This window comes from Sporosarcina sp. QA0331 (assembly GCF_055808055.1).
Window position 1 is genome coordinate 2,392,092 of record NZ_CM147850.1, and the last position, 23,467, is coordinate 2,415,558.

Sequence of the window (23,467 nt, forward strand, 5' to 3'; positions counted from 1 at the left end):
TCACTTTAATCGTTTCATATTGACACGGAGTTTTTTAACAGCGATGAACAGCGCCACTGCAGTTAAAACCCCATAAAAAATCAAGTATCCAGCCCAGATCGGAAAATCGATATTTGTCATGTCTGAGATCGATCTGTTGAGCTCAGGCGACAAAAACGTTGCGAATAACACCGCCGGATTGATCGAGGCTAAAAACTGCCCGATATATGACGGCGAAGTTACCGGAGTCCCCATATAGTTAAATGCTTTCACTTGCATGACAATTATAAACAGAAAACCAGTTACTACCGAAAGGAAAAGCATCGTACCATATGTTGCAATCATTGAGACAACCGTTCTTCGAATTAATGTTGAGAACATGACGCCGATGCTGCCGATTGCAAGCAATGTTACAAATAAGAAAAGGAATATTTTAACGAAATCACCGGGCGATATTCCTCCGAATAAAAAGACTAAGCTGTACACAGGAAGCCCCGCTACTATGAGCAGCAAAAGAAACGCAACTGACGAAAGCATCTTTCCAGAAATGATTTGGAAAGAGCTTTGCGACGTCGTCAATAGAATAGGCAACGTCTGTTTCTCCCTTTCGGAGCTGATCGAACCCGCCGTCAAACCAGGGGCTGTAAACAATACGAGCCCTAGTTGGATATAGGAAAGAAAAGCGAACAGGACAAAGCTTTGGCTCGGTCTGAAATAGGAAGTTCCCGTCATATTCACCGTCAAGAAAATATACCCGAAGACGAAAATGCACATCGCCAACAAAAAGAAGAGGATGCCATTGAACCCTTTAAATGATCTAAATCTCAACTTCAACTCTTTAAAAAGAACCGGATTATTAAAATTCATCTTCAGTCGGCTCCTTTCGTAATTTCCATAAAGACGTCTTCCAAATTCGTAATGTGTTCCATGAAGGAAACAATCGGCAAGTCAGACAAGACTGCCCGTTTCAACATTTCAATCTGCTCCATTTCCTCGCCTCTATAAACGAAGGAAATCCCTTCTCCGTTTTCAAGCATTTCAATCGAATTGACAAAAGGCTGCTCTTCAAAAAACGCAATTGCCTCCTCAGTTTTCCCCGCTAAACGGACTGTTATTGTCTTTTCACCTTGCAGCTTCTTTTGGATATCTGCAACCGAGCCATGTGCGATCAATTTGCCATTGTCAATAACTCCGATTTCATCACACATCTCAGCCAGTTCAGGCAAAATATGCGAAGATATTAAAATCGTCTTCCCCATACCTTTCAACGTCTTTAAAATATCACGCATCTCAATCCTTGCTCTTGGGTCCAACCCTGATGCCGGTTCGTCCAATATAAGGACTTTCGGATCGTGAATAAGACATCTGGCCAAGCATAACCTTTGTTTCATGCCTCGGGACAATAAGTCGACATATGAATATCTTTTATGAGACAAGTTCACTAACTCCAGCAGCTGCGGAATTAGTTTCTTTCTTTCCTCTTCTGGAATCCCGTAACTCGCACCATAAAAATCGAGATATTCATCCGCTTTTAGTTGATCATAAACTCCGAAAAAGTCAGGCATATAACCAATCAGTTTCCGGATTTCTGCTGGCTTTTCCCGCACGCTTACACCATCGATGAGTACATCACCAGAAGTAGGCTGCAATAATGTCGAAACAATTAGGAATGTCGTGGATTTACCAGCTCCGTTTGCACCGACAAACCCGAATACAGTTCCTTCATTCAATGTTAAGTTCAGATCATCGAGTGCTGTGAATTGGCCGTACTTCTTCGTTAAACCTTTAATTTCAATCATTTCTTCACCTCGCCATGCAGCTTGATTTCAGGAGGTTGACCTTCATTGCCATGTTGTTTATTGAGAAACTCCAATTTAAAAGTCACTTTTCCATCTTCCGTTATATAGTCATCGATCGAATCCAACGTCAATTTCCTTTCGGATTCAAGTGAATCATAGCTCTGCGTTTTGACATTCCAAATTTGCAAAGTGTATAGCTGCTTTTGATTTTTTGAAATATCCATCGATTTCCATGCCGATACTTTTTGCATTAAATCTTCCGGCACTTGCCACGTTTGGACATACGTGTCCTCGTCAAAATAATACATATTCGCCGCATACCCAATTTGGTGAGCCTGTATATTATTTACTTCAGAGATAAGACTCATCGTCATCATTTCCGGATCTACAGTAAAGCTGCCGCTAAATTCGACTTTCGGTGCGAACGACTGTGATAGCATCGTTAAGGAATCAGTTGCAGCTTTTGATTTTTCCAGTTCTATTGGCACGAGCTTTGTATCCGCATAACCGATGAGCGCAGGCATAGAAGTGTTGCTCATAAACTCACCAGAAAACGTTATGAGACTGTCTTTTCTCATTTGTAACAGATCATCCGAATTCGTTGGCATATTCCCCATATACATTGCGTTGGAAGACCTTTTCCGAATTAAAGTCGATGTCTTTAACGTTTCATTTACCTTCAACGTTTCTCCAGGTCCTAAATCTCCGACTTTGATTCGACTCGTCCCCGACCAAATCGCAAGTTCTTTCACTGGGAATGGAAAGTTATTTGTAATTTCACCTGTCAATTGCTTGTCTTTAACGGTCAATGAAATATCGAAATTTCCGATTGCGTCTAAAGTTGTTTGCCCATAGACTGTCGCAACATCCCAATAGCCGATATCACGTAAATGCAAGTTCGAACCTGTTGCACTTCTCTCAAGTACAGCGCGTTTATGAGAATTGCCTCCCATTGAGGAAGGGCCGAATAATCCCATGGAATATGGGGTGTATGTTGACATTGTCGTTTCTTTTGGTGCTGAAAAGACAAAGTCTCCTGCCTTGTTCGTCAAAATAGATTCGACAAAATACCCGTTCAGCCTTCCGTCTTGTTCAACTTCAAATACAGATGTTTGCTGAATCTGAGCTTGGCCGATGCGATCACGTGCGCCATAAGCGAATATGAAGATTGACACTGCAACAGAAATGGCAGGAATGATCCACCATGCATGTTCCCGCTTGTCTTTTCGTTTTAGGATAATATATAAGACCGGGATGATAATAATGATGTAGAATATGATCACACCAAATAGAAGTGGTGCGGATACTTTAAAAGAAGGGAAAAGTTCATTTGAATTTCCGATTGACCACCGCAACGATTCCATAGGGTCATTGTAATAAGGCATCATGCCGTTTGCGATCATCGATTGAGTTGCCGTATCGAGTATATTTTTCCATACCGCTGGTGCTCCATGCATTTTGGAAAATGGTTCATCCCCTACGGAAAAGGCAGTTTGCAAAACGAGCCCTTTGCCAAGCTGTTTAGAAGCAGCAAGGATATCCGCATCTTTCGAAAAAATGACTTTCGAATCAGGATTTAATGTAGCAGTTGCGATCGTAATTTCTTGATCGAAATCTTCCCTAGACGTCCATTCATTTAATACTTCAGGACTTAGAACTTTCTTTCCATCCAATGACAACGGCAAATGTTCTGCAAATGCACCCGACTCTCCCACCAAATGATCGGAGCCGCCAAAAACGATAATGCCTCCCGACCGCACCCAGTTGACTAATGCTTGCTGCGTAGCTGGCGACATATCGGCAATCGGATATTCGTCAATGATGATTATATCCGTCGGTCCCCACCCTGCTGCTTCCTCTAAATTCAACGAAACGATTTTTGAAGCATCAATCAATTGAGTGCTCGGATAATTCGTCAGGCGGAACCCTTTCAACGCTGACAATCGATCGATGTTGTCTGTGAATGCGGTGATGATTTTTGTATCGTCGTGATACATGGCGACAGTAATTTGCTGAGTCCCCTTATGATCAATCTCCTTGCCTTTTTTCCATCCGCCTTCATAAAAGAAGATAGATTTGTTGTTCATGCCATACATATTGTAATCGAACATTTTCGGATTGATGAACGTCACAGTTTTTGTTTCGCCCGCTCCGATGTCGAGCGGAAAAACTTCCCCGATACCAGACTCATAAGACTGCTGTGTATCAATGACCATGTCTCCGCTAAAAGCGGAAGTTCCGTTATTTTCGACTTCAACTATGATTGGCGCTCCTTTTCCGAATTTTGCTTTTCCGTCAAAGCCTGCAGTCACCTTTACTTTCAATTCAGGTGCGGCTGAAGCTTCTATTGTCGGCAGGAATAAGCAAAATACAAACATGGCGATTAGTAATCCCCACTGTTTCTTCCACATAATTGATTCCCCCAATTGGACATCGCCAATATTCTGTACCTTTCTTAATTAGTACGTAGCAAAATTAGGAAAGTTCCCGTCACTTCAATTCTTTTCTTAATTTTTCAGCATGCAAGTTAAGTACTTCAGTAAAAGCGCTCACTTGTTTCAGTTCAAAAGTGGAATCATAGCCAATTAGCCATGTGTCCCTTGTCAATTCGAATTCCTCCTCGCTATTCAGCAAAGGAATTTTATTCACCTTCTCGTCTCCTGCCAATGTGATTGAAGGTAATATCGCATATCCAATTCCATTCAAAGCAAGTTGTTTGCACGTTTCAATCTGGTCAACGGTAATTTGCCTCTTTGGATATTGTGAAAAATGGCGTTGCCACCATCGTTGAATTTCCATATAGTAATTGGAATCACTTTTAAATTGAATAAACGGCCGCTCGGTCCCCATCAATTCATCGATTGATGTAATTTCTTGGTCTACTAAATAAAGACGGTCTCTAAACAGATAAGATTTCCTGCTTTTCCAATCCACCTGGCCTCGAACAATTCCGACGTGGGCTTCCCCTTCATAAAGCGCTTTCACAATTTCCGAACTCCAACCTGTCATCAATGATATCTTCGCATCCGGGTACATGCTTACAAATTCCTTCAGTACTTGCGGCAGCCAAGTTTGTCCAACGATGGAAGCGCAAGCGATTTTAAGTGTACCGTGTACTTTATCCGCAAGAGATGCTATCATCTCGGCAGTTTCCTCTTTTTTCAAGATTGTCTCTTTTGCGAAAGCAATGACAAGCTCACCGGCTGGAGTTGGCTCCAACCCTTTTTGAGAACGGATGAACAGCATCGTTCCCCATTCCTTTTCAATCGTTTGAAGGCGTTGTGACAAAGCGGGCTGAGATAAAAAAAGCCTTTCAGCCGCCTTGCGCATATTGCCTTCCTCCGCTAATGCTTTAATGATTTCTAATTCAGTTGTTGTCATGAAGAACCACCTTTCCTCTCGGTATCCGCAAGATGAGCAGTAAGCTGATGACTGCAAAAATAAGTACAGCCACATACACCCATTGCAAAGAACCATCAAGCGCATGTTGTAAGATATTCATCTTTGAAACCGGTAATGTAGACCTCGCTTCTTCCGTCAATAATAGATTTATATCATTTACTTCATAATCAAGATTTCGCTCCTGAAAGGAAGACAGTAATGACCCGTTCAAAACTGCACCAAAAATGGCAGCCCCCACTGTATTCCCGAAGTTTCTCATGAACATGTTTGCGGCAGTTGCCGATCCCCGTTGTTCGCGGCTGACGGCACCTTGAATCGTTACAATGAATGATGTGCTCGTTAATCCCATTCCGACACCGACGAAAAAGCTTGAAAATGCAGCCCATAACGGACCCGATTCACCTGTCATCCAAACGAACATGAGTGACCCAAACACTAAGGAGATGCCTCCAGCAAACGACACGGCAAATGTTCCGAATTTGATCAATAAATGCCCTGCAACAGAAGAAGCGATCGGCCAACCGATTGACATCGCTGTCAATGTAAACCCGGCAATCATGGCAGTCTGTTCCATCACACCCGTCACGTAAGTGGGCAAATAAGAGGAGACACCGATCAGAATGACACCAGTTGTCAATGAAACGAGATTGGCATAAAGAATTACAGGGTTTTTCCAAATGGAGAAAGGCATCATAGGATCTTCTGCTTTCTTTTCCACCCAAATGAATAGCGTAAAGAGCGCTATACCTAAAATAATAAGTAGGAGGCTAACCACTGAAGATCGACTAAAGGATTGTCCACCTTCAACGAGCCAGAAAAGAATTATAGATAAAGAGGTCGTCAATAAGACTGCCCCTTTAATATCGATAGCCACTTTTCTTTCGGATGCCGGTTCTTGAAGAAAGAAATAGATTCCGACCATCGCTAACAAACCTAGCGGTACATTGACCCAAAACACATATTTCCAATTCCAATATTGAACGATGAGCCCGCCGATTACTGGGCCGGATACTGCTGAAATGCCCCAGACGCTCGATAAATATCCTTGGATTTTAGCCCGTTCTTCTGTGGAATAAATATCCCCAACAATCGTTGTTGCTATCGGCATGACTGCTCCTGCTCCCAAGCCTTGGATCAAACGAAAGACAATAAGCTGTTCCATCGATGTTGCTAATCCGCAAATAATGGAACCGAATAGGAAAATGGATAAGCCGATAAAAAATATAGGTTTTCGCCCGTATAGATCTGCCAACTTGCCATAGATCAGAACAGTAACCGTACTCATAAGCAAATATGCAGAGAAAATCCAGCTATACCTTGAAAATCCGCCAAGCTCACCAGCGATCGCTGGCATTGCCGTCGACACGATTGTCGCTTCAACTGCTCCGACAAACATCGCTAGCATGACTGATATGAGGACAAGTGGACGATTCGTTTTTTTATGTAGTTTCATTCGTATTCTCCCTTCCACCAAAAAAGCCGAGAAATAGCAAAAGGCCCCTATTGGAGCCTTCTATTCAAGGAAAAATCCTTGGGTTAAACATCATTTCATGTAAAGATATTTTTTGAATTCCTTCAACATGACTCTTCTCGTCAGTATACCCGCAAATGTGCCGTCTTCTTCAGTGACACATAGGAAAGTGTGATTAATAAGCAAATCTAATCCTTTTTGAAATTTATCTGTTGTTTTAATAGTAGGGATGTCAGTTTGCATAATGTGATCGACTTTCAAATCCGCTAGCTTTTCATACTCGATCCGTTCCAATCCTAAGATGGAATCTGTAATCATTCCAATCCCTAGCAGTCCCCTTAGATGGTTCTTTACATCAATGACAGGTATTGCTGAATAACCGGTTTTCGTCAGAACGAGAAGGGCGTGTTCCGCGTTATTGCCGACTTGCACACATGCCACTTTTTCAGCAGGAATAAGATAATCTGCAATCGGCACCTGAAGAAAATCCCTGTTATTTACAGAAATCATTGAAAATCTCTCCTTCTGATCATAAGCTGTCATAACAATTCTACAATCCTATCATACCATAAGAGGTAGTGAACATCCCATCGAAATATGTAAAAGGATGCATTAGAAAACCTCCAGCCTGTTGACAAACGCTCGCATCCGTTGTTGGGGCCTACAGGAAGTAGATCATGCATCCGTTGCCGCAGGACGCGTCGCCCTTAGGACGCCTACCTAATTCGCTCGTCCGCTCATGAACTCTAGTTCTATTCGCGTCTTCGCTCCACTTCACGCGGGCTCGCAGGAAGCGAGTCATGCAACCGTCGCCACAGGACGTGGCGAACTTAGGTTGCCTTCCTTGGCAAGCGTTTACAATCAGGCTGAGGAATTTCCTGCCCATTGCTACTTGCCTAAAAAGAGTGTAGACAAAGTCAAAAACGACTTTGCCTACATTCTAACCTATCCCTATATGGAAGAGGCCCAGTAAAAGAAAATGACAAACAATATGAACAGCGCCGCTACACCGATGACCCAGATGATCGGGTTCAAGGAAAGCGGATGATCTTCGACTGCTTCCGGTATTCTATCATCCATTTCACTGAATGATGTGGCAGCAATCGTGTCCCATTTTCTTACTGCTTTCCATCCGATAATGCCGATGATTACAAAGACGATTGCTAACGGAAAAATCCATATAGCCATATGGATCATACCCTCCCTTTGCACGAATTGAATTTAGGATGTGCAAGTTTGGGAATAAAATACTTCAGAATCAAATGTATACCTTTGATTTCCGTTCCAGGTGGGCGCTTTCCGCAGGCGCCTCCTCAGCCAATCGAACTGCGAAGGGTTCGATTTGCCTTAATTTCTGCGTGCCCTTTGCAAAAGCCGTTCTTCGTAACGGCTTTCGCAGGAGCCGCCGCCTTACACTTCAATCAACGAATGTATATAATAATCTAATGTCAATTTAATTATATTTACTTAAAACGGATATTGATTTAACCATTGGCCGCCGTCCAGTGTGACGATTTCGCCGTTCATATAGGAGGCTTTTTCTGACATGATGAAAGCAGCAAGTTCTGCGATTTCTTCTGGCCTTCCTACTCGGCCGAGCGGGACAGAATTAATCGTCCGTTTCACCGCCACCTCGGATTGGAATAAACGTTCTGCACCGCCTGTACGCTCGATCGGACCTGGTGCTATACCATTTACCCTGAATCCATATTTCCGTCCCCATTCGACAGCAAGTGTGCGCGTCAATGACATGACTCCTGCTTTTGCTGCAGCTGAGTGAACGACACCCGGACCCGCATCCCACGCATATGTTGCAAGCATGTTCAATATAGCGCCTTTTTGTTCTTTTTTGATCCAATAGTTACCTACTGCACTTGTACAGTAGAAAGTTCCATTTAAAACGATATCAATGACGGCCTTCCAGCCATTTGGCGAGAGTTCTTCTGCATGAACAAGAAAATTTCCTGCGGCATTGTTAACAAGCCCGTCGATTTTGCCGAACTTTTTGTCTGCAAATTCAACCATGCCTTGTACATTTTCGATATTGCGTACGTCCATTTGATAAGTGTGTGAGCGTTCCCCGATTTCTTCCCTTGCAGCATCCAAACGGTCAGCATCACGGCCTGTAATAATGACATGAGCGCCTTCATCGGCAAATTTTTTCGCCATGGATTTCCCCATCCCGCTCGATCCACCAGTTACAATGATCACTTTGTCTGTAAACATGACAATCCCCCATTTCTAATGAATGAATATTCACTCATAATTGTATCATATCTTTCTTCGCTAGACGACTACTAAAAAGACTTCCTTTTCACCATGGCACTCTCGCCGAGGTAAAGGAAGTCTTATCATCTACTTTGTAAAATACTTTTCCACGATTTCGGAAGCCGGAATCGCTTTGCTGAATAAAAAGCCTTGCGCCTTATGGCAATCCGCCTCTTTTAAAATCTTCGCTTGTAAATCCTTCTCCACGCCTTCCGCGATAACTTGCATGCCGAGACTGTGGGCAAGATTGATAATTGTCTTGGCGATTGCCTCATTCTTTTCATCAAGCTCAATATCCTTGATGAACAAGCGATCGATTTTAATAATATCAATCGGATATTGTTTTAAATAGCTAAGTGAGGAATAACCCGTTCCAAAGTCATCGACGGAAATCGTCACTCCGATTTCCTTCAATTTTTGCAGCGTTGAAAGCGTGTCCTTCATGTTCATCAAAGCAGACTCTGTTATTTCAACTTCAAAAGAGGACGGTTGGATTCCATTATTCTCGATGATTTGTTTCGCTTTCTCGGCAAATTCACCGGTTTGGAATTGCTTTGGAGAGATATTCACCGCAATACGGACAGGCCGGAACTGCTTATTTTGCCATTCCTTTAGCTGTGTACATACTACTTCCAGCACCCAATCCCCAATAGAATGTATCAGCCCCGATTCCTCTGCTATTGGTATGAATTGAGCCGGCGAGACAAAACCAAACTTACGATTATTCCATCGTAATAGCGCCTCAAAACTATCGATTTCACCAGTTTTTAAATTCACTTGCGGCTGATAATGAAGTTCTAGTTCATTGAATTCGATTGCCCTGCGCAAGTGAGCTTCCATTAATGCCGTATCAGTGAAGCCTGTATTCATTTCCTCACGATAAAATCGATAATGGGAACGACCGCGTTCTTTTACGAATCGAACGGCTTGCTCTGCTTTTTGGAGTAATTCTTCCAAAGTCTTGCCATCATCCGGATAGACAGAAATACCGATCGAAGAGGAAATGAAATACTCCTGATGCTTGAAATAGAACGGCTTTGTAAAGTCGCTCAAAATTTTCTGTGTAAGCTTCTCAGTTTTCTCAATCGATTGGTTTTGCAGCAAGATGATATATTCATCTCCACCATTTCGATATAGTTTTCCCTCTTTTGGACAAACAATCTTTAATCGTTCTGCCACCATTTTCAAGATTTCGTCAGCACCATTTCTCCCAACCGAATCATTAATTGTGTTGAAGCGGTCCAAATCTAAATGGATTAACGATAGCTTTGCATCACTACGAAAAGCATACTCAGCGTCAGCTTCAAAGTGTTCCTTCAATGCCCTTCGATTCCATAATCCTGTCAATTGGTCATGATAGGATAGAAATAATAGTTTCTCATTGTTTTTTAGATGAAAAGAAGTATCTCTTAATATTAAATGGATTTCTTGTATCTCTCCTCGTACAGTAACCGGAATCGTCTTGATGTAGGCGGATAAGTATTGCCCACGCTTATGGAAAAACTTAATCCCTTCCATTTCAATCGATTCCCCGAGATATGCACGAGATAGGAATTTTCGGAATTCAACAATTTTGTCTTCGCTGATCAAATCAATAACAGCACGACCTGACAATTCTTTCAATCGGTAACCGAAAGCTTTATGGACGGCAATATTCGCATACGAAATTCTACCATTCCGATTGATTGTAATGATTGGGTCCAAATTATGATCTATGACAGACATATACTTCTGTTCGTATTCCAATCTTACTTTCCGCTCCATCATCAATTCATCGTGTAGTCTGTTATTGTCCATGAATGCCTCCATGCATGTCGCTGCTCCTATGTACAATAATTTTGTTTATAGATGCCGAAACAGATTTTTCTACTTTATTTTACAAGTATACCTTTAAATTCGACAAAAAAATAGCTGTTTGCAAATATTTCGATTTTCTTCGAGTGAATTGCTTTGAAAAAGTTTTGAGAACCAGTATGATTAACGTAAGGAAAATCCAATACGAGAAGAAGGGGAATCAATTGAAAAAAGAAGATGAAGTACGACAACTTGCCATTGCCATATATACAGTGAACAGGCATGCGAAGACAGCAACGAATAATCGTGAGCTTTATACATTAAAAAACAAAGCCATCCAGCAGCTTCTACAGTCGGGGGATGCAAAAAAAATCGGCTTGCATTTCGTTGAAAATCCTCAGCTTAGCCAGCAAAGCTCCACTGTACTCGTGAAGTGCAGCGATTTCCTCTTTCATACCTTACCGGAAAAAGGCGACTTCACGTCCCTTCCTCATTTAGGCATACAAGACCAAACTTTCCGCAATCCACAAGAGCGAATGAATTTGAATGCAGCTAAAGATTTGTTGTCCGATTTTGTCGGTGAACAAAAAGTGCCGACAATACCGAAGAAAAAGGCATTTGTCCCGAAGCGACGAAAAGTATCCAACACGCAATCTTTTAGATCATCCTATTTAGACGGAAAATAAGACGAGTAAAAACGGACTATCTTATCCAATCAATTACTGATTGGATGGATAGTCCGTTTATCTTCAGTTATGCTCGTTTGTATTGCTTATATAATACTTGTGTTCCTTTATCCCCATAACCTTCTTCGACAAGCTCATTATACATTTCTTTCGCCAATTGTAATCCAGGTAAAGGTAATTTCATATGTTCAGCTTCTGCCAAAGCAATATTCATATCCTTTAAGAAATGCTTAACGTAAAAACCAGGTTCAAAATCTCCTTTGATCATTCTAGGAGCCAGATTTGATAGCGACCAAGATCCTGCAGCGCCAGAGGAAATAGATTCGAGAACTGTTTCAGCATCGAGTCCCGCTTCTTTTCCATATGCTAAAGCTTCGCAAACGCCAATCATATTAGTCGCAATAGCAATTTGGTTACACATTTTTGTATGTTGGCCGGCACCAGCTTCGCCTTGGTAGACAATTTGTTTTCCGAACACTTGCAATAACGGAAGAACTTCTTGGAAAATCCGCTCATCTCCGCCGCACATAATCGAAAGTGTCCCGTTTTGCGCTCCGACATCCCCACCTGAAACAGGAGCATCGATTGAGGAAATCCCCTTCTCTTCAGCATCAGCCGCAATCCTGATTGCCAAAGCCGGACTTGACGTCGTCATATCAATGAAAATCATTCCTTGTCGTGCATTGGCAATAATCCCATTTTCTGAATAATAGACATCTTCTACATCGGACGGGTAACCAACCATCGTTAAAACGATGTCTGCATTGGCAGTTGCTTGTCCAGCTGTTTCAGCCCAGCTTGCTCCCTGTTCTACGAGAGATGCCGCTTTCTCTTTTGTCCTTGTGAATACAGCCACTTCATAGTCAGCTTTCAATAAATGTTTAACGATACTACTGCCCATTACACCTGTTCCAATGAATGCAATTTTCTTTTTCACCATTATATTCCCTCCCTTTTTCTCCATTATAAGCGTTTACAACAAAAAAAAGGAGGACAGATCCTATAATAGGGTCTGTCCTCAAAAGGGGGAAATGAGAATGTTGCTGTGTTCAATTATAATGTCCCCCGTTTGAAAACATCTTAAACCTCTTTTTTTGAAAAAGTTTTTTTAATTTCTTCAAGCTCTTGAATAAACATAGAATGTTCAACTTCAGAAGGAGTTCGAGAGCCATATCGGACATCATTATATAATGCTAAAACCAAATCTTTCTGCATCCAGCCCATCCGCGAGAACCATTCCTTTACCGTTTCCCCGTGCATGCGACTGTAATTATAAGTTTGTGCTTCCTTCTCGAATTGCTCGAAAGTCTTCCTTACTTCATCCCGTGCAGACGAATAATCATACAACAACTGACGTTGCTCTTCAGGTTTTTCCTTTTTTCCTTTAAATGAGAAAGTGTAGTTTTCCATTTTATCAACTTCTCGCTTCTTCCCTTTTTTCCTTACAAGGATAATGGCGATGATAACCAAGATGACAATTGCAACTGCCAAAGTAGTGTATTCGAAAATAGAGGAAGTATTGCCATACGTGTTCAACTCCTCTTTCATTTCAAAATCAACATATCCACTTTCTTCTTCTGCAATCTTTTCCTCAAGACGTTCGGCGCCTTTATTGAGAAAATCTATTATGGGCTCCATCGATTTTCCGAAAATTGTAAAGATACCACCAAAAAGAAAGCTGAATACACCTATTACTGCTCTTCTAACAGGATCAAGAGCAAAAAATACAACAATAAACATAAGACTACCGAGCCCGACAATATAACCGAAAATTCTTCCTGCTTCTCTCACCTGAAAATTGCCCAATTGCCTGCTGTTCACAGTAATTGAAACCATGCGAATGAAAAAGTAAAGGAATGAGGTAAGCAAATACAAATATATCTGTTGTCGCATCAGCTCCTCTGGACTACTAATAGCGAACAGGAGACGTGCCAAAAAATACATCACGACGAATACAAGCGTGTTAACGGTTAAAAATGGCCATCCTTGAATTCGCGAGCCGTTGAAATTTGACTGGATTCTCCATAGGATATAGACGAAGAAAAGGAGAACATTCATAAATGGCGCGTTCATAAGCAGCAAAGGTGCCGTAATGACTATCGCCAAACCAACACCGAATCCTAAAGAATAGTCGCGATTGTAAAATACGAAATAGGAGATGAGTCCCCCGATGATTGAGATGATCAGCCAAATATATGGCATTGCAGTTCCAACTTCCCCTAAAAAGAAAATGAATAAATAGGATAAGAGGAACATTTCGACAATTATACGTTCAGAGAGGTTAAATCGGTTTCGGTCTTGTTCGTATTTTGTTTGTCCCAAATCCCTTCATTCCTTTCATGGGAATTGTCCAATATGACTTCATAACGTTTCACCCATTGTTTTGCGAGAGCCTTAATCCGGTCATTTTCATGAGTGATTAACACAACTGTTTGTGGAAGTTGGCCCGAGCTTTCCATATGTTGCAGCATGTCCTCGAATCGTAATTTGGCATGCTTATCCGAAATTTTCGCAAGCATGACCATCAATTTTTGGAATTGCACTTTACCCGATCCGCTTGGCAACAGTAAATAAGGTTGCGCACCGAAACTTCGAATATTCATAGCGACGGAGTACGGAATGTTATTTTTCATGCAGTAATTCGCATACGAAACAAGTCGTTCAACCTTTTTTTCAAAGTCTAAAAATCCTCTGTCTTTTTCGATCGTATTCAGCATGAGAACGACGCTTTGCGAGCTGACCGGAAGAAATTCTTTCGTTTGCAATTTCTGCATTCTCGCACTTGCCGTCCAGTGAATTTGGTCGAACCGATCCGTCGGTATATAATCCCTTGTTCCAATCGGTTGGAATGCATCCATGAATAATGAGTGCTTCTGTTCAGTTTCCCCCGGTTTGTAAGGTGAAGAGATTAATTCCCTTCCTAATGGAGTCACTCTTGGATAAACTAAGCTCTGATAATAAATCGGTTCATCCAGCTCCATATTGACAAATCCGTCTCCAAAAAGGTGAGGAATTTCAAGCATCACTCTTGTCACTCTCGACAATCCACGTTTTTTACCTTCAAGAGGAATTCGAATTTCCACTTTTTTATTACTCCCAATTGCAAAGGGAACAGTTAAATCATATATCCCACTATAATGTTTTTTATGGTCAGAACTTGGCGCAACCGCATCTTCAAGCGATAGTGTGAGAGTTCCATTCCATATCGGAACAGTGCCATTTTGGAAGTCCATGACTAGTTCTTCCCCTTCTCCGATCAAAATCCTTTTCTGTTTCGCACGAAATTTGATTGAAAGGTCCTTTCCAACTTTTGAAAAGTAGATATTTTGAAAGGCAAGCATCGCAAAAACCGCAGCAAAACAAGCGGCAAGCCATACTTGTAAGTACATGAATGCATATAGGAAAAAAACTGCGGTGATTGTCATCCCCTGATGTATCGATCGAAAGCCATGTTCATAACGTATCCACTTCATTAGACCGTCGCCTCAAGTGGCGCTGTAATGGAATTCGTTATCTCATCCAGCACTTCTTCGATCGTTTTCGTCAGTACCCCTTCCGTCGAAAGTTCCATTCTATGCAATGCTGCCGGAGGGAGAATGTTTTTGACATCATCCGGAGTGACATAATCTCTTCCTTCAATATAAGCTTTCGTCCGGGATGCCTGTAAAATTGCAAGAGCCGCACGGGAACTTAAACCTAGCTCCAAAAAAGGATGCTCTCTTGTCGCTCTGACAATTTTCAATATATATTTCTCAATATCCGCATGTACCGTTACTTCCGCAGCTTCAGCTGCCCATCTACCGACAGTTTGTGCATCAATGATCGATTCGGTAATAATCTGTCCAGGGTTCTTTCCGTATTGCCGCAATATTTCATGCTCTTCTTCAAACGAAGGATAATCGATATTCAGCTTAAACAAGAAACGGTCCAACTGAGCTGCAGGCAATGGGAATGTCCCTTGCTGTGACTCAATCGGGTTTTGCGTCGCGATAACCATGAACGGAGTCGGTAAGGAAATCGTTTCCCCATCAATCGTCACTTGCCTCTCCTCCATTGACTCCAACAAACTTGATTGGGTCCTCGGAGTCGCCCTGTTTATTTCATCTGCCAATAATATGTTTGTCGATACAGGACCGGCCTTCAGGATGAATTCCTGCGATTGCGGGTTGAAATAGCGAATCCCAGTTACATCTGACGGCAACACATCCGGTGTAAATTGCACACGTTTGAAATCACCTTTGAATGCATTCGCAAAGCTTTTCGCCATCATTGTTTTTCCGGAGCCAGGAACACTTTCAAGCAATACATGTCCTTGTTGCAATAATGCAATGAGCATCAAGTCGAATTCTTTCTCTCTACCAATAACCGCCCCATTCAATTCATTTCGAAAGTCATTAATTGTTACCATAATAACCCCTTCCTTTCTCTTCATCTAGCCATGCCATATATTCAGGCATCCGTTCACGAGAATTGTATTCATTGATCAAGCTATCGAGCAATTGACTAATTTTTAATGTTTCAGTTGAAGATATGCCTTTTTGCCCAGCTACAATGATCAATTCCTTGCGCGTCGATTCAATCTTGGCTTCCAATTTCTGATTCATGCGCAATACCTCCCGAGAGTAGATATACCTAAATTACAATTATACATGATTCTATACAAAAAAAGTAATTCAATTTACGACATTTTCCGACAAATGAAAACGCTTTTTTTAGACTGAAACACTTTACGTAGCAGACTTTTTCAGGCAAACTATAAAAGATAATCTGTTTAAGGAGCTGTTTGATTATGAAGATCGCAGAAGTTGGCAATATTATAGAGTTTAAAGATGGTTTACAAGGAATTGTAGAGAAAGTGAATGAGAACTCCGTAATCGTCGATTTAACATATATGGAAAACTTCGATGAACTGGAACTCGAGGAAAAGACTGTCGTTAACCATAAACGCTATACAATCATCCATGGCAGTGATGAATGAAACGTTTTTGACCTTTACTCGTCCAATATATTGAACCCGATTTAGTGGAGTATGGGATTCCGCTGAGTAGTAATTGAACCAATCGGGTATGTAATAGCGTGATTAATGAATAGGAGGGTTTTCAATGAAATTTAATTGGAAAATGGTATGCACTGGGTTTGCGGCTGCGCTTCTTCTTGCAGCTTGTGGTACCGACAATGCAGATTCTAAACAAGGAACTACTCCGGAAAATGAAGAGCAAGCCGTCGATGAGACAAACGGCAGCTCGACAGACGGCACTTCAACTGATACTGGAACAGAGGCCGGTTCAAATAACGAAGATGCTAATGAGACGGCAGACAATATGGCAGACGCTGTATTGACTAAAAGTGACGCACAGCAATTTGCGATGGAAGTTTTGCCTGGCTATACGTTGACAAGCGAAGAGCCTGGACGTGATAGCTTGTATGCTGACGATAATCCAAATGCCTTTATGCGGATTGAAACGCAACCTGCCGAAGATGGAACATATGATTATTTAGTGGATAATATGCAAGAAGTGTTGAAAGCGGCAAGCAATGATGAAGAAGAGCCTGAAGAATTGACAGACGTTTATACGGATGTTTCGGATAAAGGAATCGAGAATGCTAAAGCGTTCAAGGTTGATACGGAAACAGGCCCTGTTACCGGGATTGTTTTTGAAAAAGAAGGCATGATTGTAAGACTTACTCTGTTTGACAATGCAGAACAAGAATACAATGACGACTTCTTGAATATGGGACAGACGGTACAATAAGCGGTTGCCACCCGTAGTCAAAACGTGTGGGTTTACAAATAACAACGCCGAACAGGTTATGCCTGTTCGGCGTTCTCTATGCATGAAATTATGATAAGTTCTTTATAGATAGTCCCAATTTCCTCATCAATTCAATTGCTGTTTCCTGTTCCGATTCCGTAAGGACCGACATCAATTCATTAATTTTCTTTTCGTGTGAAGGAAAAATTTCTTCAATCAAATCCTTGCCTGCAGTTGTGATGGACATATATGTGATCCTTTTATCTTCCGTGCAATACACACGTTCAATAAGACCTTTTTTTTCAAGCTTATCTACTACATATGTCATGGAACCGCTGCTAAGCAATATTTTTTGACCGATTTTTTGAATCGGCTGTCTTCCTTTATGATATAAAAGTTCCAGGACAGCAAATTCAGTAGGGTTCAGCTTATAGGATTCTATCAGTTTATTCGCCTCTTCCAAAACAACCTTGCTTGCTCTTGAAAGAACGATGAATAATTTCAAAGCGCGTTCAGTATCTTTTTCCATTGTTCGGATCCACCTTTTATTTTCCTGTCAGCGACTCGACTCGACACTATTATATATACAAATGGGTGAATGTGTCAAAACGAATTGCTCAAGAGACGATGGACTGTTGGCTTTTCAACGGGCTTTCTTTAACCTTAGGAAAGGTCATTATGAATTTCGTGCCTACACCGACTTGACTTTCTACTGCAATCGTTCCGCCATGATCTTCAACTGTTTTTAAGACGAAAGGAAGTCCTAATCCCGTTCCGCCGGGTTTCGAGCTAAAAAACGGCATGAACACTTGATTTACTTGATGGCGCGTCATCCCTTTTCCCGTATCCGTTATGGAGAGAATTAATTTCCCGTCGGCCTCTGAAAGATGAATGAAAAGCTTTCCACCAATCTGCATTGACTCTAGTGCATTTTTAAATAAGTTCAAAAGCACTTGCTTCATTTTATCCGAATCGCCAAAGATAAGTGGAGTACCGTCCAGCTCTGTTTGCTGAATAACTTCAATTCCTTCCATAACTGCCTTAGGGGATAGTATTGAAACCATATCTCCAACCAATACTTCTAATGAAAAAGCGGATTTCTTTTTTTTCGACGGCTTTGAAAGGACTAGCATCTCCCCAAGAATGGATTCCATCCTTTCGATTTCATCCTCGATGACGGAAATATATCGGATTGAATCCTCAGTAGCCGACACTTTGAGCAATTGCGTAAAGCCCTTCAACGTTGTAATTGGGTTTCTTATTTCATGTGCTATACTTGCGGCGATTTGTCCAACTGCGGATAACGAACCTGAATGAGCTAACTGAACTTGAAGGTTCTCTTTTTCGGTAGCATCCGATAATTGAACGATAAACATATTAGTATCACTATCATAGTAGGTTATAATATGATAATATCTTGTATCGTCCGGTGATCTTTGATAAGTTGTTATGGATTGAATGCAGCCTTGTTCCATAACCTTTTCAAGTTGAGTCTGAAGCGGTTCACAGTTGTCCGGATTGACAATGGCCAACACCTTTTCAATGTTTTGACCGATAAGTTCATCCCTCGACCGATTGATAAACACGGTATGCATATCATTCACGTCAATGATTTCACCATGCGGATCTACGATCAGCATGAAATTAGATGATTGTTTAAATGCATTATAATATGTTTTAAGGGCTGGGGTTTTTTTCAGTCCCGGCACATCGAACATCGCTATAATCTTTTCTATTTCAGGTATATAGATTGAATGCATCTGGACTGGGCTATTTTCTTTTTCAATGAAATTTATTTGCATGATTTCCATCATCATATGTTCAGATTTTCCTGCTCGATTAGAAAATCTTGTCCAGTCATGCATGGAAGCCGGATCGATGATTTCATTAATATTCTTTTTCTTTCCCTTATCAAAATACATTTTAAATGGTACATTTTCGGAATAGATGTCTCCATTAACATGCAAAATCAAACTCGGTCGAAAGTTGTCATCCATTAGAAATGACACACTATTTCTTATTTTATCGAAATCACTCAATTTGATACCTCCTGTGCCTATTACCAAACAGTATGTGAAACGACAAGAATTCATGCAAACGTTATTTTTTCAACCTAACTTTATTTGAATAAAGCATCTCCAATTCTGATTATTTCATATTATCAGTCGTAATAAAATAGTATTAAACGACTAAAATACAAATCAGAGTTGCTAGTAATTAGTATTATAACAGAGGAGCATATATATGAGTATAGTCCTAACAACATTAAACGCAAAATATATTCACACGAATCTCGCTATTCGGTATTTGAAATCGTATGCAATGCCAGATTACGAACCGATTTTGGCAGAATATACGATTAAAGACCCAGTACTAAATATTGTATCAGATATTTATCAAAAAAAACCAAGTATTGTCGGATTTAGTTTGTACATATGGAATATTGAGGAGTCCATTAAAGTAATTCGCATCTTAAAGAAGACAAACCCGGAATTGGTTATCGTTGCTGGTGGTCCTGAAGTGACCTACGACTTTGACAAATGGTTGGAAAAAGTTCCGGAAATTGATTTCATTGTCATCGGCGAAGGAGAGCGGACATTTAAACAAATTCTCGATTATCATTCAGGAAAGATCGGTCTACATGAAGTGCAAGGGATCGCCTATTTGGAGGATGGAAAATTGAGGTCAACAGCTCCCGGACCTAAGCTTGATCTGCGTCAGCTTCCATCACCTTTCAGATTTCCTGAGGATGTCCCCCATCTCGGCAATCGGGTAACATATATTGAAACGAGCAGAGGCTGTCCGTTTTCCTGTCAATTCTGCCTGTCTTCCATCGAAGTCGGCGTACGCTATTTCAATCGCGAAACTGTTAAGGACGACATTCGTTACTTAATGAAAAACGGAGCGAAGACGATAAAATTCGTCGACCGGACATTTAATATTAGTCGGAGCTACGCTATGGAAATGTTCCAATTCCTTATCGATGAGCACTTGCCCGGCACCGTCTTTCAATTTGAGATAACAGGTGATATTATGCGTCCAGAAGTTATCAACTTCTTGAACGAGAATGCACCTGCCGACCTTTTCCGCTTTGAAATCGGAGTACAATCGACAAACGATTTGACGAATGAACTTGTGAAACGGAGACAAAATTTCGAAAAACTGTCCAGAACCGTCAATATGGTGAAAGAAGGCGGGAAGATTGCGCAGCATCTTGATTTGATTGCAGGGCTGCCTGAAGAGGATTATGATTCATTCAGAGATACTTTCAATGATGTGTTTGCAATGCGTCCTGAAGAGCTGCAATTAGGATTCCTCAAACTGCTGAGAGGCACAGGTTTGCGCATTCAAGCTGAACAATACGGATATACGTATATCGATCAAGCTCCATATGAAATCTTATCTAATAACGTACTTACATTTGATGATATTTTACGGATCAAACAGACTGAGGATGTACTTGAAAAGTATTGGAATGACAATCGTATGCCGCGGACAGTTGAGTATTTAGTATCAGAAGTATTCGAAACGCCTTTTGACTTCTTCCAACAGTTCGGCACGTTTTGGGAAATGAAAGGCTGGTCTAGGATCGGTCATCAGCTTCAAGACTTGTACACAAGACTTGAAGAGTTCTTGCTTGAATATGCAAAAGCGGATATGAATATCGTGAGAAGCTTAATGAAAATCGACTATTTGGCCCATCACACATTCCAGCCACGCCATATTTGGTGGAAGGATGAGATTGAGCCGGAAACATTGCTAGATATTGAGCGGTTGATTTTAGACGATAAAGAGTTGCTTAGCAAAATGGCAACGCCAACACGTCTCACCGAGAGAAATATCCGGAAACATACATTCATCACCCCAGTCGCAGTACGACCAATGGAAGCATATGAACATGACGTAACCGAAGAAGACGGCTACCTCGTCACATTCTTCTGTAAAGGACAAAATCCACAGTTCCATTTTCTGCAAACCGAGAAAAGCATGGCATGATAAACAAGAAAAAGCATCCTCCCTATTGAAATAAAGGGAAGATGCTTTTTTCATCCGATGATAACACGTTCTTTAGGATAAGTGTAAGGTTTTTTATTCGTTTTTCCTCCTAACGTATAAAGGAACGAAATGAGACCGACACGCCCGATGAACATGAGAACCATAATTATTAATTTACCAATCACCGATAAATCCGATGTAATTCCAAGCGACATACCGCACGTACCGAACGCGGAGGTGATTTCAAACAGAAGTGCAACAACAGGAACATCCTTTTCAGTAATAAGTAAAATAAGCAATGCAGTCATGACCATTACAGCTGCGAGCAATATGACTGCGTACGAACGGTAAACGTCAATAAGCTTAATTTCACGCCTGAAGATGTTGATGACATTGTTACCACGCGCAAAGTTGATAAGGAATAGGAGCGCAATGGCAAAAGTCGTCGTCCGTATCCCCCCTCCTACCGAACTCGGTGAAGCACCGATGAACATTAAGGAAGAAATGAAAATATCCGTGGCGTCGCTAAATTGTGTAATATCATAAGTTGTCAATCCAGCGGATCGAGAAGATACTGAGTGGAAAAGAGAAGCGAAAATCTTTTCATGCCATGCGAGTCCTTTAAAGGAGTTGAATGATTCCAGTATGAAAATGAGCAAAGCTCCCCAAAGTAGCAATAGCCCAAATGTGACAGTCGTAATTTTCGTGAACAGAGAAAAACGGAAATTCGGCACTTTTTTCGAGAAGAAGCTTTTCACTTCAATGAGCACTGGAAAACCGATTGCGCCAAGCACAATAAGGATCATGATGACGGATTGTACGAAGTAATCATTGAAATAAGGATGTAAAGATGATCCCGTAATATCGAAACCGGCATTCGTCGTCGCGGAAACTGATAAGAACATTCCATTTAACAATGCTTCACTAAATGAATCAAAATACTTCATGATATACAACGTCAAAATGATTCCGCCTGTAATCTCAATCAAAAAGATGATCCGTACAATTTGTTTAATGAGTTCGACGACTCCAGCTAGAGAGTATTGGTTATGATCGACCATGATAAGCTGACGTTCACGCAAGCCGATCCGCTTTTTGACTAATAACCAGAAGAACGTTCCGATCGACATGATGCCAATCCCGCCCAATTGCAGAACGAGCATAAGCATGCATAACCCGAAAACTGAATAGGTACCTCCAATGCTTATCGGAGTCAAGCCAGTGACACTAACAGCACTTACTGCGGTGAATAGGCTATCTATAAAGCTGACTTCGACGCCAGGTAAATAGACGCCAGGTAAATTCAACAGAAGGAAGGAAAATCCGATCGCCAAAAAATAATAAAAGACAATAACTTGAGCAGGTGTAAAACGATGTAGATTTTCCCTTGTGAATTTCATATGATCAGAACCTTTCTAAAAAGAGGGAATCATCTTTTCATTTTAGTGAACTTCTTAAGAAAAGGAAAGAAAACAACAAAAAAAATTTCGACCGGTACCATTATCATGTACCGGTCGATTCTTATTACGCTTGTTTTCGATTTTTCGCAACAGCTGTCAAATAACCACCGACGGCAATGACTAATAGAACGACCCAGAAGATCGACTTCCAAAGCGTCGAATGAGGAAATGCCTCATCGATGATTTGTAATTTTGGATGTGACAATGTGAGTACTACCAATTTGACACCTACCCAGCCAACGATTAGGAATGCAGCTGTTTCGAGTGTAGGGAATTTTTCAAGCAATACAACGAACTGTCTAGCAGCAAATCGAATAATGACGAGACCGATGATTCCACCTAGTAGCATCACAACGAATTGGCCGCCATTAATACCGCCAACATGGAAATCTCCCAATTCCGGCAAAGTTACCGCCAATGCGACTGCAGCTAACATTGAATCAAGGGCAAAAGCGATATCTGCCAGCTCGACTTTTAAAACTGTCATCCAAAAGCCGGATTGCCTACGCTTTTTCTTCACATCATCATGACCATCTTTTCCTCTATCCAATAAGGCTTTGATCGATATGAATAATAGATACGCAGCTCCTAATGCTTGTATTTGCCAGATATTTACTAAAAACGTAATCATGAACAACGCAGCAAAACGGAAAACAAATGCCCCGAGCAGTCCATAGAACAATGCTTTTTTCTGTTGCACTTTCGGTAGATGTTTTACCATGACTGCCATGACTACGGCATTATCTGCTGCCAATAATCCTTCAAGTGCAATCAATACAACAAGTACCCATGCGTATTCCAACAATATTGCTTCCAACTTATTTCCTCCTTATTTCTCCAAATAAAAAAACCCTCACCT

The 23,467-nt window shown here is 41.2% G+C and carries 22 protein-coding genes; 4 read left to right on the forward strand and 18 right to left on the reverse strand.

Features of this window, described 5'->3' with window-relative positions:
* The 9 genes from AC0L13_RS11985 to AC0L13_RS12025 form a co-directional block, all read right to left on the reverse strand.
* Complete coding sequence (locus AC0L13_RS11985; protein WP_473646984.1) at positions 1–852, reverse strand: ABC transporter permease; 852 nt, start codon at positions 850–852, stop codon at positions 1–3.
* Complete coding sequence (locus AC0L13_RS11990) at positions 849–1,778, reverse strand: ABC transporter ATP-binding protein (RefSeq protein WP_473639851.1); 930 nt, start codon at positions 1,776–1,778, stop codon at positions 849–851. The genes AC0L13_RS11985 and AC0L13_RS11990 overlap by 4 nt, the downstream gene beginning before the upstream one ends.
* Complete coding sequence (locus AC0L13_RS11995; protein ID WP_473639853.1) at positions 1,775–4,189, reverse strand: hypothetical protein; 2,415 nt, start codon at positions 4,187–4,189, stop codon at positions 1,775–1,777. The genes AC0L13_RS11990 and AC0L13_RS11995 overlap by 4 nt, the downstream gene beginning before the upstream one ends.
* A gap of 79 nt (positions 4,190–4,268) precedes the next feature.
* A complete protein-coding gene (locus AC0L13_RS12000) occupies positions 4,269–5,159 on the reverse strand; it encodes a LysR family transcriptional regulator (protein ID WP_473639855.1) in 891 nt (296 codons plus the stop codon).
* Positions 5,146–6,633 (reverse strand): MDR family MFS transporter, encoded by a 1,488-nt coding sequence (locus tag AC0L13_RS12005; protein ID WP_473639857.1) that lies wholly within the window; start codon positions 6,631–6,633, stop codon positions 5,146–5,148. The genes AC0L13_RS12000 and AC0L13_RS12005 overlap by 14 nt, the downstream gene beginning before the upstream one ends.
* Positions 6,634–6,723: 90 nt before the next feature.
* Positions 6,724–7,161: a cyclic-di-AMP-binding protein CbpB gene (cbpB, locus tag AC0L13_RS12010; RefSeq protein WP_473639859.1), complete on the reverse strand. Its 438-nt coding sequence runs from the start codon at positions 7,159–7,161 to the stop codon at positions 6,724–6,726.
* Positions 7,162–7,602: 441 nt separating this feature from the next.
* Positions 7,603–7,839, reverse strand: a complete 237-nt coding sequence (locus AC0L13_RS12015) for a hypothetical protein (protein WP_473639861.1) — start codon at positions 7,837–7,839, stop codon at positions 7,603–7,605.
* Positions 7,840–8,118: 279 nt separating this feature from the next.
* Complete coding sequence (gene fadH, locus AC0L13_RS12020; protein ID WP_473639863.1) at positions 8,119–8,877, reverse strand: 2,4-dienoyl-CoA reductase; 759 nt, start codon at positions 8,875–8,877, stop codon at positions 8,119–8,121.
* Between the two features lie 129 nt (positions 8,878–9,006).
* Positions 9,007–10,716 (reverse strand): putative bifunctional diguanylate cyclase/phosphodiesterase, encoded by a 1,710-nt coding sequence (locus tag AC0L13_RS12025; RefSeq protein WP_473639865.1) that lies wholly within the window; start codon positions 10,714–10,716, stop codon positions 9,007–9,009.
* Positions 10,717–10,937: 221 nt separating this feature from the next.
* Here AC0L13_RS12025 and AC0L13_RS12030 point away from each other — a divergent pair, with 221 nt between their 5' ends.
* Positions 10,938–11,399, forward strand: coding sequence for a YkyB family protein (locus AC0L13_RS12030; RefSeq protein ID WP_473639867.1), 462 nt, complete (start codon positions 10,938–10,940; stop codon positions 11,397–11,399).
* A 67-nt stretch (positions 11,400–11,466) separates the two neighbouring features.
* Here the strand turns inward: AC0L13_RS12030 and AC0L13_RS12035 are convergent, their stop codons facing one another.
* The 5 genes from AC0L13_RS12035 to AC0L13_RS12055 all read right to left on the reverse strand — a co-directional run bounded on the left by AC0L13_RS12035 (position 11,467) and on the right by AC0L13_RS12055 (position 16,003).
* A complete protein-coding gene (locus AC0L13_RS12035) occupies positions 11,467–12,339 on the reverse strand; it encodes an NAD(P)-dependent oxidoreductase (protein WP_473639869.1) in 873 nt (290 codons plus the stop codon).
* A 140-nt stretch (positions 12,340–12,479) separates the two neighbouring features.
* Positions 12,480–13,721, reverse strand: a complete 1,242-nt coding sequence (locus AC0L13_RS12040) for a hypothetical protein (RefSeq protein WP_473639871.1) — start codon at positions 13,719–13,721, stop codon at positions 12,480–12,482.
* Positions 13,664–14,872 (reverse strand): DUF58 domain-containing protein, encoded by a 1,209-nt coding sequence (locus AC0L13_RS12045; protein WP_473639873.1) that lies wholly within the window; start codon positions 14,870–14,872, stop codon positions 13,664–13,666. Before AC0L13_RS12045 ends, AC0L13_RS12040 begins: the two co-directional genes overlap by 58 nt.
* Entirely contained in the window at positions 14,872–15,807 is a 936-nt protein-coding gene (locus tag AC0L13_RS12050; RefSeq protein WP_473639875.1) for an AAA family ATPase, read from the reverse strand. The genes AC0L13_RS12045 and AC0L13_RS12050 overlap by 1 nt, the downstream gene beginning before the upstream one ends.
* The gene (locus AC0L13_RS12055; protein ID WP_473639877.1) at positions 15,794–16,003 is read right to left on the reverse strand and encodes an aspartyl-phosphate phosphatase Spo0E family protein; all 210 of its coding nucleotides are present in this window, start codon (positions 16,001–16,003) and stop codon (positions 15,794–15,796) included. The genes AC0L13_RS12050 and AC0L13_RS12055 overlap by 14 nt, the downstream gene beginning before the upstream one ends.
* A 185-nt stretch (positions 16,004–16,188) precedes the next feature.
* On the opposite strand from AC0L13_RS12055, the gene AC0L13_RS12060 reads away from it, so the two are divergent.
* Together AC0L13_RS12060 and AC0L13_RS12065 are read left to right on the forward strand one after the other, a co-directional pair.
* Positions 16,189–16,377 (forward strand): YkvS family protein, encoded by a 189-nt coding sequence (locus AC0L13_RS12060; protein ID WP_060210187.1) that lies wholly within the window; start codon positions 16,189–16,191, stop codon positions 16,375–16,377.
* Between the two features lie 124 nt (positions 16,378–16,501).
* Positions 16,502–17,152 carry a hypothetical protein gene (locus tag AC0L13_RS12065; protein WP_473639879.1) on the forward strand — a complete coding sequence of 217 codons (651 nt, stop codon included), beginning with the start codon at positions 16,502–16,504 and terminating at the stop codon, positions 17,150–17,152.
* Positions 17,153–17,240: 88 nt separating this feature from the next.
* On the opposite strand, the gene AC0L13_RS12070 is transcribed toward AC0L13_RS12065, so the two are convergent.
* Together AC0L13_RS12070 and AC0L13_RS12075 are read right to left on the reverse strand one after the other, a co-directional pair.
* Positions 17,241–17,681 carry a MarR family winged helix-turn-helix transcriptional regulator gene (locus tag AC0L13_RS12070; protein ID WP_473639881.1) on the reverse strand — a complete coding sequence of 147 codons (441 nt, stop codon included), beginning with the start codon at positions 17,679–17,681 and terminating at the stop codon, positions 17,241–17,243.
* 88 nt (positions 17,682–17,769) lie between these two features.
* On the reverse strand, positions 17,770–19,191 hold the full coding sequence (locus AC0L13_RS12075) for an ATP-binding protein (protein ID WP_473639883.1): 1,422 nt from the start codon (positions 19,189–19,191) through the stop codon (positions 17,770–17,772).
* Between the two features lie 205 nt (positions 19,192–19,396).
* Here AC0L13_RS12075 and AC0L13_RS12080 point away from each other — a divergent pair, with 205 nt between their 5' ends.
* Complete coding sequence (locus tag AC0L13_RS12080) at positions 19,397–21,148, forward strand: B12-binding domain-containing radical SAM protein (protein WP_473639885.1); 1,752 nt, start codon at positions 19,397–19,399, stop codon at positions 21,146–21,148.
* A gap of 50 nt (positions 21,149–21,198) precedes the next feature.
* Here AC0L13_RS12080 and AC0L13_RS12085 read toward each other — a convergent pair whose 3' ends face one another.
* Both AC0L13_RS12085 and AC0L13_RS12090 read right to left on the reverse strand, forming a co-directional pair.
* Positions 21,199–22,548, reverse strand: a complete 1,350-nt coding sequence (locus tag AC0L13_RS12085; RefSeq protein ID WP_473639887.1) for a TrkH family potassium uptake protein — start codon at positions 22,546–22,548, stop codon at positions 21,199–21,201.
* Between the two features lie 124 nt (positions 22,549–22,672).
* Positions 22,673–23,425 (reverse strand): TerC family protein, encoded by a 753-nt coding sequence (locus tag AC0L13_RS12090; protein WP_473639889.1) that lies wholly within the window; start codon positions 23,423–23,425, stop codon positions 22,673–22,675.
* Between the last annotated feature and the right edge of the window lie 42 nt (positions 23,426–23,467).